General features: G+C 37.7%; 14 protein-coding genes. 3 read left to right on the forward strand and 11 right to left on the reverse strand.

The genetic code is table 11. The features are described 5' to 3' along the window. Positions 1–117 precede the first annotated feature (117 nt). From M0R16_09530 to mnmE, 11 genes are all read right to left on the reverse strand, one after another. A complete protein-coding gene (locus tag M0R16_09530; GenBank protein MCK9613122.1) occupies positions 118–1,617 on the reverse strand; it encodes a hypothetical protein in 1,500 nt (499 codons plus the stop codon). A 125-nt stretch (positions 1,618–1,742) separates the two neighbouring features. Continuing rightward, on the reverse strand, positions 1,743–3,170 hold the full coding sequence (locus M0R16_09535) for a restriction endonuclease subunit S (GenBank protein ID MCK9613123.1): 1,428 nt from the start codon (positions 3,168–3,170) through the stop codon (positions 1,743–1,745). Beyond that, positions 3,170–5,350, reverse strand: coding sequence for an N-6 DNA methylase (locus M0R16_09540; protein ID MCK9613124.1), 2,181 nt, complete (start codon positions 5,348–5,350; stop codon positions 3,170–3,172). The genes M0R16_09535 and M0R16_09540 overlap by 1 nt, the downstream gene beginning before the upstream one ends. 4 nt (positions 5,351–5,354) lie before the next feature. Next, on the reverse strand, positions 5,355–5,654 hold the full coding sequence (locus M0R16_09545) for a helix-turn-helix domain-containing protein (GenBank protein ID MCK9613125.1): 300 nt from the start codon (positions 5,652–5,654) through the stop codon (positions 5,355–5,357). Between the two features lie 122 nt (positions 5,655–5,776). Continuing rightward, the gene (locus M0R16_09550; GenBank protein MCK9613126.1) at positions 5,777–8,005 is read right to left on the reverse strand and encodes a DUF3987 domain-containing protein; all 2,229 of its coding nucleotides are present in this window, start codon (positions 8,003–8,005) and stop codon (positions 5,777–5,779) included. A 29-nt stretch (positions 8,006–8,034) separates the two neighbouring features. Then, positions 8,035–8,313 (reverse strand): helix-turn-helix domain-containing protein, encoded by a 279-nt coding sequence (locus M0R16_09555; protein MCK9613127.1) that lies wholly within the window; start codon positions 8,311–8,313, stop codon positions 8,035–8,037. Between the two features lie 2 nt (positions 8,314–8,315). Then, positions 8,316–8,609 carry a helix-turn-helix domain-containing protein gene (locus M0R16_09560; protein MCK9613128.1) on the reverse strand — a complete coding sequence of 98 codons (294 nt, stop codon included), beginning with the start codon at positions 8,607–8,609 and terminating at the stop codon, positions 8,316–8,318. 200 nt (positions 8,610–8,809) lie between these two features. Further along, complete coding sequence (locus M0R16_09565) at positions 8,810–9,919, reverse strand: hypothetical protein (GenBank protein ID MCK9613129.1); 1,110 nt, start codon at positions 9,917–9,919, stop codon at positions 8,810–8,812. Next, the gene (locus M0R16_09570) at positions 9,916–11,022 is read right to left on the reverse strand and encodes a site-specific integrase (GenBank protein ID MCK9613130.1); all 1,107 of its coding nucleotides are present in this window, start codon (positions 11,020–11,022) and stop codon (positions 9,916–9,918) included. The genes M0R16_09565 and M0R16_09570 overlap by 4 nt, the downstream gene beginning before the upstream one ends. 8 nt (positions 11,023–11,030) lie before the next feature. Beyond that, positions 11,031–11,387: a helix-turn-helix domain-containing protein gene (locus M0R16_09575; protein ID MCK9613131.1), complete on the reverse strand. Its 357-nt coding sequence runs from the start codon at positions 11,385–11,387 to the stop codon at positions 11,031–11,033. A gap of 218 nt (positions 11,388–11,605) precedes the next feature. Continuing rightward, positions 11,606–13,009 (reverse strand): tRNA uridine-5-carboxymethylaminomethyl(34) synthesis GTPase MnmE, encoded by a 1,404-nt coding sequence (mnmE, locus tag M0R16_09580; GenBank protein MCK9613132.1) that lies wholly within the window; start codon positions 13,007–13,009, stop codon positions 11,606–11,608. Positions 13,010–13,090: 81 nt separating this feature from the next. Here mnmE and M0R16_09585 point away from each other — a divergent pair, with 81 nt between their 5' ends. Genes M0R16_09585 through M0R16_09595 form a run of 3 tightly spaced genes read left to right on the forward strand, consistent with a single transcriptional unit; the run spans position 13,091 to position 15,433 of the window. Continuing rightward, a complete protein-coding gene (locus tag M0R16_09585) occupies positions 13,091–13,852 on the forward strand; it encodes a glycosyltransferase family 2 protein (GenBank protein ID MCK9613133.1) in 762 nt (253 codons plus the stop codon). Then, positions 13,839–14,819 carry a class I SAM-dependent methyltransferase gene (locus tag M0R16_09590; GenBank protein MCK9613134.1) on the forward strand — a complete coding sequence of 327 codons (981 nt, stop codon included), beginning with the start codon at positions 13,839–13,841 and terminating at the stop codon, positions 14,817–14,819. Before M0R16_09585 ends, M0R16_09590 begins: the two co-directional genes overlap by 14 nt. Beyond that, positions 14,816–15,433 carry a rhomboid family intramembrane serine protease gene (locus tag M0R16_09595; protein MCK9613135.1) on the forward strand — a complete coding sequence of 206 codons (618 nt, stop codon included), beginning with the start codon at positions 14,816–14,818 and terminating at the stop codon, positions 15,431–15,433. Before M0R16_09590 ends, M0R16_09595 begins: the two co-directional genes overlap by 4 nt. Positions 15,434–15,471 lie beyond the last annotated feature (38 nt).

Consider the following 15,471-nt stretch of genomic DNA (forward strand, 5'->3'; position numbering starts at 1 on the left):
ATGAAAATATCCCTGAGCTTCGACACTATGTCGAGGTTTATGTCGAAGTACACCTTCAGTAACCCTACAGGTAGTTTTAGCTTCGACACTATGACGAGGTTTATGTCGAAGTAACATTTATCCATTATACACATACTTATAATTAGGAGAGGTGGGTTTCTCACCATTATCTCCAATAAGACCTAAAGCAACAAACTTCTTTAAATGTCTATTTGCCTTCCTTTCATTAAAACCAAAATGACCTTCATATTCTTTTCTCGAAACTTCACCTCTGGTTTTCACAAAATCAAGCCCTGCAAGTTCTTCATCATTAAGTTGTGAAAGTACATCCGTATTGCCAAGACTGCGAACTGCATCAGGAGTACGGGGAAAAGTAACAACAAGGTCAGGTTCTACATACGTAATAACAGGTAGTGGCAGTTTAAATTTATCTCTCATTTCCCTGTATGTTTCCATCCCAACGCCTGTTTCTTCCATGTATCGCATGAGGTTAAATACCAATGCAAGCGATTTGTTCCGGCTGATTGATGTGGCATTGAAACCCTGCAAATCTTCGAGTTTAACGGGTGGAACCGGCTTGCCGGGACTTTTTACAACAATTTTATCGGGTGTTATTTCCAATTGGACTTTGGCCCCGTCAATGCTGTAATCTCTGTGAATAATGGCATTTATTATGGCTTCGTCAATTACTTCTGTAGGAAATGCGGGTACTTTGTTACGCTGGAATTTTGAACGGTCGAAACTTTCCGGAATAACCTTTTTTACCCATGCTTCCACCTGATCAGGAATCAACACCAGTGCATCATCGAAACTCTGAACATCTGTTTTGCCGTCACCGTAAGATACTTTTGCCTTTACGGAAGCCTGGGGAAATTTGAGCCGGGGTTTTTCGCCAAAAAGCAGAATGGCATTACCGGTGGGAATAATAGTTCCGGACTTTTTGTCTTTCTCAAGTAATTCCATTTGCAGGAGTTCTTTGGTAAGCGCTTCGGAGCCGACTTTTAGTTTGCTGCCCGATTCATCAATAAATTTTTGCAAAGCAACTTTGGACAAATCTGAAAAATCGGTATTTGCTGCCTGTTCGTTTAGCTTATTGCCAGTTTTTAGCTTGGTTTCAACGGCTTCTTTTTTCCTTTTATATGCTCCTTTCAGAAAATCTTTGTTGAAATCTTCTATGATTTTGTGCAGGTCGCGATCGAATTGATGCACTTTAATATTGTTTTCAAGTAAATAGTTGATGCCCCCATGATCAACTTTGGGGTCGGGGTCTTCTATGCCAAACCAAACCTCAGCGATCCGTGCATTTACTATTCTTTCGGAACAACTTATTTTAGGGGCATTTCTTGCACCGGGAGCACAAGGTTCGAGTGTAGCAAATAACCATGAGCCGGAAATATCTTTATCACGGTTCTTTTTATCAAGAACGGTGTATTCGGCATGGTCGCCTTCTCTTAGTTCACCCCGGAAAGCAGTATCAACAGTACCATCAGGAAAAACAAGCACAGCGCCAACCAAGGGACATGATTTGTCTTTACGTTTTTCATGAATAGATTCCTGCATGACTTTAATGGCCATCTCCATATATACTCGGGGTTTTTTTCGTTTTGATTCAGCCATGATAGTTTATATTTTTATTGATTTTGCTCGCGGCATTAATGACGTGAGCAAATTGTATTTTATTGTTTATTAATGTGTTATGCTTACTTAAAATGATGTGAAATGTTTGTTGCATGATATAAATGTTAAGTACCTAAGATTATTTGTTCAATTTCTTTGCTTGCTTTTTTCAAAACTTCTTTTGTCTGGTTTTTCAAATCAGATGCCTTTTGCCTGATAGCTGTAATATGATCTGCGATTTCTTTTTGCTTTTCAAGAGGTGGAATAGGTATTGGAAAATGATTTATGTCGTCTGGAGCTAAATGTCCATTTGTTGCACCAGTAATGTTACGTTTTATCTCAATTTGTATGGGTTTACTTCTTAAAAAATGATATACAAATGAACTATCTGCATTAGAATTTGTTTGAAATTTAACTATGTCACCTCCTAAAAAATAATCACCTTCATAATTCCACTGAGCAATTTTTCCAATTGTAGCACCAGTTATTACAATTAAAACATCACCTTTAATAAGTTTCTGATATTTTGTAAAAATATCTTTTGCAGTGAGAATATCATCAAATGAAATAGTGCCATCTGCATTAATGCAATTTATTTGAACCACAAAATTATTACCTTCTTTTTCTTCTTGACTTGGTAATGTTCCTTTAATTAAATTACCTTGAATAATATCATTTAATTGTTTTACTTGGTATTTGCTGTTTTTTATTGATTCAATGTTTAAAGAAAATTTTGATTGGTGAAAAAAAGGATCAAGTCGTTTGTTTGTAATTTCTTTAATTGAGCTTGTAAAAATTCTACTCTTTAAAGTATTTTCGGGGACTTCAGGGATGGTAATACCTAACTCACCAAGTAGATAATCATCAATACCTGCAAGTAATTTTTCAGCTTGAGAATCGTTTTTTGTTTTTTGCTCAACAACTTTTTTAGTAATATCAAGAATACGTTTGTCTTTTATTACTGGTATTGAAAGCAGGGCAGGGTAATCTAAAGCTGGGCGTGTTCCCCCCGTTGTTCTCCGGCTTGAAATTTTTTCACCAATATCTGAATTAAGAAAAGCTGCAATGGTTTCGCTTGCTTCTCTGCTCTCGGTCTTTATTACACAAATATGCTGATTTATATTGCCTTCAAAACCCTTTGGAGGAATTGAAGCAACAGCCATGCGGCCCACACCAGTAATTTTAACAAGTAAATCATCTTCAAAAACCTGACTACGTTTTAATTTTCCATTATGGGTTTCGAACGTAATATATTTGCAATCTTCTAAATTTAAAATACCTGTGGGGGATAGATTTTGAACCCGTATAAAAGGCACACCATTTTCTTTGTCGGTATAATATAATTCGCTTTCTGATGTGTTAGGCGTTTCACCGCTTGAGATGCTGATAACATAATCACGCAGTCGTTTGGGGATTTTTTCAAGCACTTTATTTTCTAATTCCACCAATTCCGGAATGTAATAAAAAGGATCAAGCCTTTTTTCGATCTTGCTTTTATGCAGAATGAAAACTTTATTGGGATTATGTATGGTTGAAAAAGTATAACTATTCATCACAGCTCAGTTTTATTTATGTGGTTAATGAAGCCGGATAACTCTCTGCCAATTTCGACCAATTCGTTGTTACCTGTATTTCTGCCCGTGGCATCGTAACCAATATCTTCGGCAATTGCCATGAAAATCGGGTAGTCGTCAAGTGTATTTTGTTTTGCCAGGTAGTATTTTTCGATGAGTTCATCTTTAAGGATATTTACCTTATCATTGAATGTCGATTGAATACTGGCTTTTTCATCTTTAATCAATACTGCAATGTCTTTTTTAGTTGCATCAGGAAATTCTTTTTTTGTTTCTTTTTCAAGTTTTTTAATATCATTTTTTTTCTCTTTTTCCCATTTTTCAATTTGTTCGACATACTTATTATCGGTTTTAATCTGCTCTTTAATTTTGATTTTTTCCAAGCAGATTTTCTCACTTTTTTCAGCACTGTGTTTTCTGAGAAACAGGACGGAAGTCTTGACACCAGCACCTTTTGCCATAAAAGCAGATTGCGGCATAGAAATAACCGCAACAATCCGGTATAATTCTTCAATCTGTTCCCGAACGTATTGCATACTGCTATTTGTGAGAATGCCATCAGGAATAACGATAGCCAAATAAGCGCCAGATGTCAGAAATTTATGACACTGTTCGAGAAAAAGGATTTCGGTGTCCTGGGATTCCCTGACGGTATGTTCTATGGTTTTTTTAATGTTAAGCCAGTCTGTTTCTTTTGTCCCCAATTTGTACAAACCAAGATAAGCAGCCATGCTTTGTTTAACTTCACTGCCAAAAGGCGGGTTGGTAATAATGAAGTCGAAAGAATTGTATTTGAACTCAGCATTAGTTTTTTGCAATATTTCATCATCTAACAGGCCGTCTTTTGCAATTACATTAGTGTGACCATCATCATGAATGATCATATTCATTTTTGCAATTCTTGCAATCTGTTCATTTACCTCAATACCAAAAAGGTTTTTTTCGGCAAAACCATGCCAGTAATTGAAATGTTCAAGATTTTGTTTTGGGTTTGTTTTATGTTCCGGAAAATATTCATCTGCCTGTTTCCTTACTTTGCTTAATGCGTGAAGCAGGAATCCGCCACTACCACAACTGGAATCGAGAACACGGCTGTTATTGTCAATAGGAAGGGATTCAACAATAAAATTAATAATTGTACGTGGAGTAAAGAATGCGCCAAAAGCCCCTCTGAAATATGAGCCTGTGAATGTTTCAAACGCTTTGCCTTTACTATCCAAATCGGTTTCGTTAAGATTTATCCTTTGCAAGTATTTCACAACTTCCCGGACTTCCAAGGGAGAGAGGTTGATATTTTCCTTGAATACTTCGGGGTCTTTTTCTTTACCGACATCATAGAGCTTTTGAATCCTTGAAAATAATTCTTCAGCGGATTCATTAGAGAAAATCTGAAAATAATAAGGTTCACCATTTGGACGGGGTACAAATTTATTTTGATCGTTTAGTTTGTATTTTTCGTCCCATATTTTGCAAAAAATGAGTTTGTCAAATTCATCAAAAGCTCTTGATTCATCACGTTTACCACCCCAAAGGACCTGATGCGCCTGAGTGAATACTTTTACTAACTCATTTTCGGTAACAGTTTCTAACTCGAAAAATTTTTGTTTGGAATAACCATCGCCGGGTTCCTGAACATCATTAGTACTTGTCTGGCTTACACCTCCTTTAACATATTTATAGGGTGCAAGTTTGGATATTCCATATTGAGGAATGTCAGTAATCACAATTCTTTCTGCCGGCCTGACGGTAGGAATTTCGTAATAACTATCTTTCAGACCTGATGTTACCCACACAAATTTTGCACCCTCCGATACTGCATAATCACAGCCTTGTTTTTCAGCCTCAGCGAACAGAAATTCAGTTATATCAGATTTTTTGCATTCAACAATAATATGAGGTTTTTTCAATTGTTTATCTTCATATACTATAAGGTCGGCTTCACCGGTCTGAGAGAATTTTTTTACCGGAACAAATTGTTTTACTTGCTCAACGGGATAATTGTAATGAAAAATCAATGTGAGAAATGTTTCAGCCTGAACTTTCTCTTCGGGGTTGTTCCAATTACGCTTAACGTTTTGGTAGACGTAAGTAATGATTTTTTGTTCATCATCGAATTTGATCAGTCCTTTTTGAATACCAGTTTCAATGAGGTTATCCATGCTTTTACTTTTTTACAGAATCATAATTAATTTTCTTTTCAGCTACTTTTAAGGCTTTTTTTGCCATTACTTCATTCTTTAAAACATCGTAAACTTTTTCACCTAACCAAAGAGAAAGAAGATCGTCCTGGGATATGTTGAAGAAAGCAGCCATTTTGATTACCTGTTCACGTGAAGCTCTTTTATCACCTTTTTCGAGTTTGCTGATAAAAGCAGTGTCGGTTTCGAGGAGGGCAGCAAGCTGCCGCTGCAGGAGATTGCGCTTTAACCTGAGATTTTTGATGTGTTCGCCAAAATGATTCATATTGTTGAATGTTGACTTGTTAAATATGAACAAAAGTATACAAAAAAAAGAAAATATCAAAGTATAAAAAGAAAAAACTGCAAACAAAAATGCTTGCAGTTTTATTAAAGCGAAACTTTAAGTTAAACCTTTTTGTAAATACCGTATTGGGGCTGGGAGAGGTACTTACCCATCAGGTCTTTGAGCAATTTGTCAACTGACCGAACAGAAAGGTTGTAGCGTACTGCCAAATCAACGGCTTCCGCTCTTTTAAATTCAGAAGGCAATGCCTCAAAGAACCTGCGTTTGTTGTCACCAAAACGAAAAGTATAATTATCGTTTTGCTTCGGAAGGTTTTGATACATAAGCAAAGTGTGTTGCAAATACACACGGACTAAGTTCAGGGCAATGTTAAAATCGGAATCGGTACAATAAACTGTTTCTGAGGTGTTTTTCAGTTCAAACTTGCGAAGGGAGGAGAAAATCATACAAATACGAAAAAGAATAAGCCCCAGACGTTTTACGACACTGCCCGCATCTTCATCAATAAAGGTTGTAACCTCGCTGAGCATAGCACAGCATGTTTCATTGAGTTTGTCCCATTGCTGTCTTGATAATTCAACAACAGTCGGATGATAAGTAAGGAATGAAATCATCTCATGCACCCTGTTCGATAGGTCTTTGAAATGCGCTGTCAGGTTTACCTCACCAGCAAATGGCGATACATCGTGCCATTGTTGAACAACCTTATAAGCGTAGAATAAAAACCTGCTAAACAAACCATCTTCGGGAGAAGAAATAAGCCCTGTAACCTGCCCCGGAGTGCCAGAAAGAGCAACGGAGAGTTTTGGTTCCTTTACCTCATGGAACTCGTTGTTCGTTTTCTTTGAACTGGAAAGGCGCTCATGATGGAATGCTTTGCGAAGCATATCGGAATAACTGCCCCATTCCTGTTTAAGCACATTGCCCATGGTGTCCGCTTCGGTTTCGCAGATAATACCAGATTCGTTGTTTTGCTTCAGGTGTGAAAGTATTTTGGCATAACTTGAATTAGCCGGTATATATAGCACACGGAAAAGCGGCTGTTCCGGCGCATCCCCCGATGGTTCGCCTTTCTTACGGCCATACATATTTGCTTTATACTCGTTCATTTCAGTTTTATACCTCTGCAATTCTTCGTTGCTTTCCTGAATGAGCTGATCATGGTAAGCGTCACCAAGGCATTTAGCAAATTTTAAAGCGCCTTTGCCACTGGCTGCAGGAGCTATTATAAAGGAAAAGAGGTTAGGGTAAACTACCTGTTGGTAATAAACGCCACTAACCTGAGGCAAACAACCGCTAAGAATAGCTAATGCACCTGTAAGAAAAACATCACGTTCTCTGAGGTCCTTAAATGCTAAAGAACCAGATTTTAATAAATCAGGCAGTAAGGTATAAACAGCATCAGGTACAAACTCAGTGTTTTTCAGGTAATCTTCTTCCGGACAGTCATTCAAGGTATTAGAAAAATATACAGGGGTTTGTACTTTTGCAGAGTTAGCAAACTTTGCAAAGTCAGCAGAATGATTGTTGTAGGCGCTTTTAACGGATGCCCTGATTTCATGTTCGGACAAGTCGAAGTTTGCAATGATCAAGTCCAAAGCGACATCTTCAGGAATACCTTTACGGTTGCAATTAGATGCCAGCAGATAAATGAAGTTGTTCCGGTTGCCATCAATGTATTGTGATTTTTGCTCTGTAAAACTGATGCAGTCAGAAAACAGTGCCTGGTAATCAGGAGTGGTGGTTACAGGCGAAGACCGGGCAACAGGAGGAGTGGAGTCGGGCTTAATGAAAAGTCGTTTGTAGCTTTCATTGATATAAGTATCCGGGTCGTAAGAAACAAAACACAAACGTGTTATGTCTTTGCATTTGGGATCACAAGGAAAGCCCGTGTTGGATTCGTAATATGAAATGGCCTGTTTGTAAGCCATTTCATGCTGATCTGGTTCGGTATTCACCTCAAGCAATGCTTTTATGCCATTACCACCAGGGCTACGGAAACAAGCAATGGTTTGAGGGATAGCTGAAATCTTTTGAAAAGCCATGTCGTAACGGGATGGATCAATCTTGTCGAAATCGAGGCAAAGTATTTGGCTGTACTCAACAAGAGATTCAGCTTTGCGGGAATTCTTAAAAGTCCCTGAAGCAGTAAAAGCAGGAAGCTGCTTTTTCAGAAGGTCTGCGTTCTCCTTGTCATTATCGGCAATAAGGCCTCTGATTTGCTCAATTTCCTGCTTGTATTTATCGGATTTGATGTCATAGATTAGATGAATAATCCTTTTGTTTTCAACCGGCAGGGACATATTTTTGAAAATAGTTGCTTCTGGCATAATACAGTTGTTATGTAGTTAGACAAAAATTAATGGGTAGAAGCTATGAAATGCTTATCGAGTAAATTGAGTATGTCGGATAAGCGATAGTAAATCTTATTGCCGACCTGAGAAAACCCAATAATTTTGTCGATACGCCATTGTAAAGCTGTTCGCTTGCTTATGTTCATGATCTGAATGAACTCCTGGTTGTCGAAAAAAACCTGATCGGGATTATTCCGCTGTTTTTTTTCGAGGCGGTCAAGCATCAAGTCGAGCCGTTCCCTGATGTTATCAAGGGATTCGCGGCAATGATGGCAATGTTCCATGATTACCTCCTTTTGTTGTTAATGATATATTCCGTTGCCTGTTGCTCGATCTCATCCGTGGTAGTCTGCCGATTGCGTTGCAGCCAATTGTCCAGTTCACACCGGTTGAAATAAAGCCGTTTACCCTGCGGACAGAAATGAGGAATCTGTTTTGCACTGGTAAGCTTGTACAAGTGGCTTTCACTAATGTCGAGGTACTGACAAGCCTCATGAAAATTCAGTACTTCCTTTTTGAGCAAATTCTGCTCGGTAATGAGTGCTTTCAACTCATTAAGCTGTTTTAAAATTTCGTCCATTTGACTAAATATTAAAAATTTAAAAAATGGACTTCTGCGCAAAAGTCATCATCGATTGTCGATGACATGACAAAGTTCGGAACAAAGGAAAGGAGAGGGAAAAAACGGTATTTTGCGGGCTTGTGTAACTAATAGAAAAATAAGCACTTGTGAATACAAGGCGGTATTTTCAAAAGGTATTATAAAGACAAAATACCGTATTAACGGCAGGCAGGTAAATTATCGAGCCAGATATAGGAATCGGATACAGCTTTTGCGATCGCAGGAGTGCATTTACGGAACTGTTGTGATGTGTCAACTTTGTATCTATGATCAAGGTATTGCCTGTAATCAGCAGCCCTGAATTTACTTTGATGCTTATAGTTTTTTTCTCTGAAATATTTCTTAGAAATCAGGATTTTGAAAATAGCGGCCAGTTCTTTTTTCTTATTGTGTTTATTGGTAAAGTTGTAATCAATATCAATGAAATCATTCAGGTATAAATCTTCTTCGAGTTTGGAAAAAAGTTCAGGGTTAATAATATCTTCATAAGACAGCTTTCCTTTGTAACCTGAACGAAAATCAGCTTTATTAGGAACAAAGGCAGGTTTTTCAATTTTCTTATCATCATTAACAGAAACAGGGGTAAGGGATTTTTTCTTTTTTGAAGAAAGAAATTGAGCAATTGTATGAGCAGGATTATCTTGAATACTTTTTTCAACATCATAGTCTTTAAAAATGAAAGTGATAATTTCGTTTTCAGTTAATGCCTCATTACCGATAAATGCGGGATAAACATTCTTTATTTCTGTGTATAAACGAAAGAGAGAAATTTTCATAGCATTATGCACATATATGCTGAGCTTGTCGTGATATTTTTTTTGACCAAGCTGTTCGATAGTGTAAGCAAGGTTGTTTAGTAAACTGACAACTTGAAATTCTGAATCAATAGGGGTTTTGCAATTCGATACATTTGTTGCAATAGCTGCCCGAATACGAATACACTCGTTATTGAAGAGGTAAAAATAAAATTCTGATGCCTTGCTGAAAAAGTCAGTAATCACAAGCTCATTGTAATCGGATTGCAGGTCTGCAAACTTTGCAAGGTTTGCAATTCTTTCTTTATTGGGCAGATGATCTATCTTTAAGATTACAGCGTATTCTTTCAAAGAGCCCAATAATGCTTTGAAGAACTTTTCAGGATTGTCCTTGTTTGCCCTGACCTGATTATTGAGGATGTCGCGGAACTTTGTTTCAGATGAGTTTTCAGGCAGCCAGGGGGCTAATTCACCAAAAAGGATGTTATCGAAAATAATTGGTTTTACTATCATAAATCAAGTTTTATACGGTTTGCTGCTTCTTTTTTCTTTTCATCAATGACTTTGGCATAAATCTGAGTTGTTTTAATGTCCTTATGGCCTAAAAGCTTTGAAACGGTATATATATCGGTGCCCAAAGTTAATTGTAAAGTTGCATAGGTATGACGGGCGCAGTGGAAAGTTATACTTTTTGTTATACCTGCCTTCATTACCCATTGTTGTAACCTCAGATTATGCCATGCACTGTATTTCAAACCAACAAAAACACGGTCGGTAGCTTTGCCACGAGTACCTAAAAAATCGGCTGCCTGTTCAGAAATAGGCAGGGTTTCGGCGCCTTTAGTTTTCTTTTGTACAAAACGGATATAATTACCGATTTCATTTGAATGCTGCACCTCAGACCAAGTCAATTTTTCGACATCAGAAAACCTTAGCCCGGTCATGGCGCTGAACAGAAAAGCTTTTTTCAGAATAGGAATTTCGCAATCAACTTTTACAAGGGCCTGCAGTTCTTCCAGTGTCAGAAATTCACGTTCCGGTTCACCGGGCTTAATACCATCGGTGCTATCGGCAGGGTTTTGCTGAATGATTCCTTCTTTGTATGCTTCTCTCAATGCTGCACGCACTTTATTATAATATGATGATGCAGAGTTTTGAGAAAGATTTTGCTTGGCAGGCGTGAGCGCTTCTTTCTGCAGGTATTCTTTGAAATCTTCAAGCCATCGTTTGTTGATCTGGGCAAAAGTAACTTCAAAAGTTACGAATTTTTTCAAGTGTTTTAATGTGCTGTCCCAGTTGCCATAGTTACCGGAACTGTCTTTCCTTTTCTCAGTAAGATACTCGAAGTACCTAAGGAAACTGCTTTTCATCTTGCTCTGATCCTGAAAACCAAAGATTCCATTTTTTAATTCCAAATGTCTTTTAGAGCGAATGGATTCTGCTAATTCCAGGATTTTTTTATTCTCATCCCGGACTGTTTTTGGTAATCTGCCGGTTTGAGGTTCAGGAACAAGATAAAGTTGCAGATATTCATATTTGCGTCTACCCTGATGATAGTAGTCAAGGTATAAGCTGATCTTGTTTCCTTTCTGACGTTGCCTTAATGTTACTTGCATAATGGTTGTTATATGAATAAATTGTCAATTGCTTTCCGAGGTACGATAGTTCTGCTTCCAAGTTTGGCGGCTTTCAGGGTTCCTTTAGAAATCATTCTTTGGATGGTTCTTCTGCTTGCACCTAACAGGGTTGCAGTTTCATTCAGACTAAGAAATTCTTTTTTCTGAACAGAACTATCGAATTTCATTTCTTCGGGTTTGCTCAGAGAAGGTTGTATGGCGGATTGTATTTTTTCTTCACGTTTTAGTTTTTTGTAATGCCTGCTGTTGCACACATGGCCACAATACCTAGTATAAAGGGTTTTGGCTTCAAATTCTTTACCGCAGTACTCGCAATTTTTTTTAAAAGAAAGGTTGCTACTCATATATGCCTATTTATGTCTATAGTTGCCTGTATGTGACTATATGTGTCAGAATGTGACATCATCTCGCCTTTATGTTGCCCGGAAACAAGGGCAACAGATTTGGGCAACAAATCAGCAACAAATTTAACTAAAAAAGAGGGGTTGGGCAACAAAAAAGAGAAAAAGATATTAACAGAATGTAAACAATAACAGACTGTTAGAAAATAAAAGAAGGAAAATTACTTTCCGATACAAAACTTCTCAAAAATATTCCCAAGTATATCTTCAGTGGTAATCTCTCCGGTGATTTCTCCTAAATAATGCAGGGCGGTCCGGATATCTGATGTGAGCATGTCGGATGGAAGATTATCTTTTAATGCTTTTTCAATGTTTGTAACAACATCCAATGTTTTGCTTAAAGCTTCATAATGGCGTATGTTTGAAACTACAGCTTGGTCTGTGTGTTGTTTTTCTCCAACGGATTTCAGTAATGAGTCAATGATTAAACTGATGTTTTGCTTGCGTTTGGCTGAAACGAAAACCGTTTCGAGTTCTACAAACTGACTGAACTTTTTGGGAGTTTTTACCAGCTTGTCAATTTTATTGGCAACGATTACAAATTTTTTTGCAGGGTTTTGAATGTGTTGTAAAAAATCATCAAGGTCATTTTTTATTTCGTCAAAGGTAGTTTCAGAAATGTCAACTACATAAAGTACAATTTGTGCCTGCTCAATTTTTTGATAGGTACGTTCCACACCCATCTGCTCTACCTCATCATCTGAAAGTCTTAACCCCGCTGTGTCAATAAAACGGAATGTAGTCCCTTTCACTGTCATGGTATCCTCTATGGCATCTCGTGTGGTGCCGGGTATTTCTGATACTAAAGCTTTTTCTTCATTCAGAAGTGCATTCAGCAATGTGGATTTGCCGACATTGGGCTTGCCAATAATTGCCACAGGGATACCATGCTTAAGCACATTCCCCTGTGCAAATGATTCTTTAAGATGCGTTACTTCATGTTTGATATTAGCAACAAGTTTTAAAAGTTCTTTACGACTGGCAAACTCCACATCTTCTTCGCCAAAGTCAAGTTCCAGTTCAATCAACGATGAAAAGTCCAGCAGTTGTTTTCGTAGGGTACTGATTTTATCAGAAAAACCGCCCCGCATCTGATTTAATGCCAGGTCATGGGCATTTTTTGAGTTGGCGGCTATCAAATCGGCTATGGCTTCGGCCTGCGACAAGTCAAGCTTTTTATTAAAGAAAGCTCTGAGGGTAAATTCTCCTGCACCGGCATGACGTAACCCTGACGAAAGCAACACCTCCATGATACGCTTCTGGATATAAGATGAACCGTGACAGTTTATCTCAGCCATATCTTCACCAGTGTATGAATGAGGTGTTTTAAAAAAACTTAACAGCACATGGTCGATAAGCTCTTTTTTAAAAATAATGCTTCCGTAAACAAGTGAGTATGGTGTAATGCATTTTAATGCATTTTTTTTATAGGGTCTGAAAATTTTTTTAATTACAGGATAAGTGTCTTTCCCACTGATGCGGATCAGGGCTATTGCACCAGTGCCGGCAGGCGTGGAAATGGCACAAATAGTATCGTCGGGCTTAAAAATATTACTCAGGGACATCAGAACGTGATTTTGTGAACAAAATTAGCATATTATAAAGTAAAACGGCAAAATATCGGGGAAATTCCTATTTTTGCCTCTATGTTACAAGGGAAAAAAGTAGTGGTGGTGATGCCGGCATATAATGCCGAAAAAACACTCGAAAGCACATACAATGAAATACCTTTCGATATCGTTGACGATGTCATAGTGGTTGACGACGCCAGCCGGGACCGCACCGTTGAAAAAGCCCTTGAATTGGGAATAAAACATGTTATCAGGCATGAAAAAAATAAAGGTTATGGCGCAAACCAGAAAAGTTGCTATGATTATGCATTAAAACTGAATGCAGATATTGTGGTCATGCTGCATCCGGATTATCAATACACTCCCAAACTGCTGCCGTCTATGGTTTATGTAATTGCCAACGGTCTGTTCGATGTGGTTCTTGGCTCACGGATACTGGGAAGAGGCGCATTACGGGGCGGCATGCCCTTGTATAAATATATTTTCAACAGGTTATTGTCATTGTTTCAAAACCTGATGATGGGGCAGAAACTCTCAGAATACCATACCGGCTACAGGGCCTTTTCTAAACAATTGTTACAGAAATTAAACTATCAACAGTATTCTGATAATTTTGTTTTCGATAACCAGATGCTGGCGCAGATATCCTATGAAGGTTACGAAATCGCTGAAATAACATGCCCGACAAAATATTTTACTGATGCTTCATCAATTAATTTTAGCAGGAGTGTATTGTATGGCATTGGAGTTTTGAAAACATCCCTGAAATACAGGCTGCAGAAGATGCATATATCGAAGTACAAAATTTTTGATAAGCCCGAAGATGCCAGAAAATAGTACGCATAATTCCATATGCTTTTTTTGCCACTCAGTAAATAACGATTTTTTATTTAATACGGAAGATATTTTCGGGTATACATACCAGCTGAGAAGATGCAGAGATTGTGGCTGTGTGTTTCTATCGCCGCCTCCTTCTGAAGTGGCGCTTGACAAAGCTTACGACTATTCGTATTATGGCAGTGCAAAACATAAATTCGGTGTGAGCATGGTGGTGAAAGCTGTTGATTTTTTTAGAAAAAAACGAGCTGTTAAAGTTTCCCGTATGATGGAAGAAAATCAGAGAATACTTGATGTGGGTTGTGCCAGAGGTGATTTTCTCAGGTATTTATCTGCCAAAGGAAATTTTGAACTTTATGGTGTGGAACGTACAAAAAACGGTGCATTTATCAAAACTCAGGATACTCATATTAAAATTCAAACTGCACCTCTTCATAATAATGATTTTCAAACAAACTTTTTCGATGTAGTTACCATGTTTCATGTATTTGAACATCTTGAAAACCCTTTTGAGATGCTGAAAGTTATTGCTGATATTTTAAAACCGGGCGGAAAATTTGTAGTGTCATTTCCGAACATTGCCAGCTGGCAGGCGCAATGGTTTAAAGGAAAGTGGTTTCATCTTGACCCGCCAAGGCACCTTTGTTTTATTGAACCTCGCCGTTTTGTTTATGTCATGAATTCATTGTCTTTTGAGCTTCACTCCCGCACATATTTTTCTATGGAACAAAACCCATTTGGTTATATACAAAGCCTGTTGAATGTTTTTTGTAAAAAAAGAGAAGTGTTGTATGAACGCATAAAAGGAAATACTCATTATGCCGGTGAATATGGCAAAGTAAATGTTTTTTTTCAAAAGCTACTGGCACTGCTCTTACTGCCTTTTGCTGTTTTTCTGAGTCTTTGTGAAAGCATTGCAGGGAAAGGCGGAACATTAAGATTTGTTTTTATAAATAAGAAATCATGATACTGATAATTATTGCCATAACGTCTGTTGTTTCAATTATTGCCATGCAAAACCATGAATGGTTTTACCGACTGCGTTTTAATCCCTATCTTGCTCTGACCTCAAAGCAATGGTACCGTTTTATAACTTATGGCCTGATACATGCCGGATGGATGCACCTATTAATAAATATGTTCGTACTTTATTCCTTTGGTGATGTGGTATTGCAGTATTATGTTTATCTTTTTGAAGCTAAGGGCTATTATTATTTTGCTTTATTATATGTTGGAGCAATAATGATTTCTGTGCTACCATCTTTTGGTAAACACAAAAACAATCCCTATTATAATGCTGTGGGTGCTTCAGGGGCAGTATCAGCCGTAGTATTTGCCAGCATACTTTTCGCACCTATGGGAAAAATATACTTGTTTTTCATTCCCTTTGGCATTCCGGCTTTCATTTTCGGTGTCTTATATCTTATTTATTCTGCTGTAATGGCAAAACGAGGAAAAGATAATATTGGCCACGATGCTCATTTCTGGGGTGCAGTGTTCGGGATAATATTTACAATAATATTAAAACCCGCTATTGCTTTGTATTTTTTTGACCAGGTGAAAACTTTTTTTGGAATGTAAAAAAAAGAGGGCTGCGGCCCTCTTAATAATCATAATGT

Source organism: Bacteroidales bacterium (assembly GCA_023228145.1).
Lineage (GTDB): Bacteria > Bacteroidota > Bacteroidia > Bacteroidales > CAIWKO01 > CAIWKO01.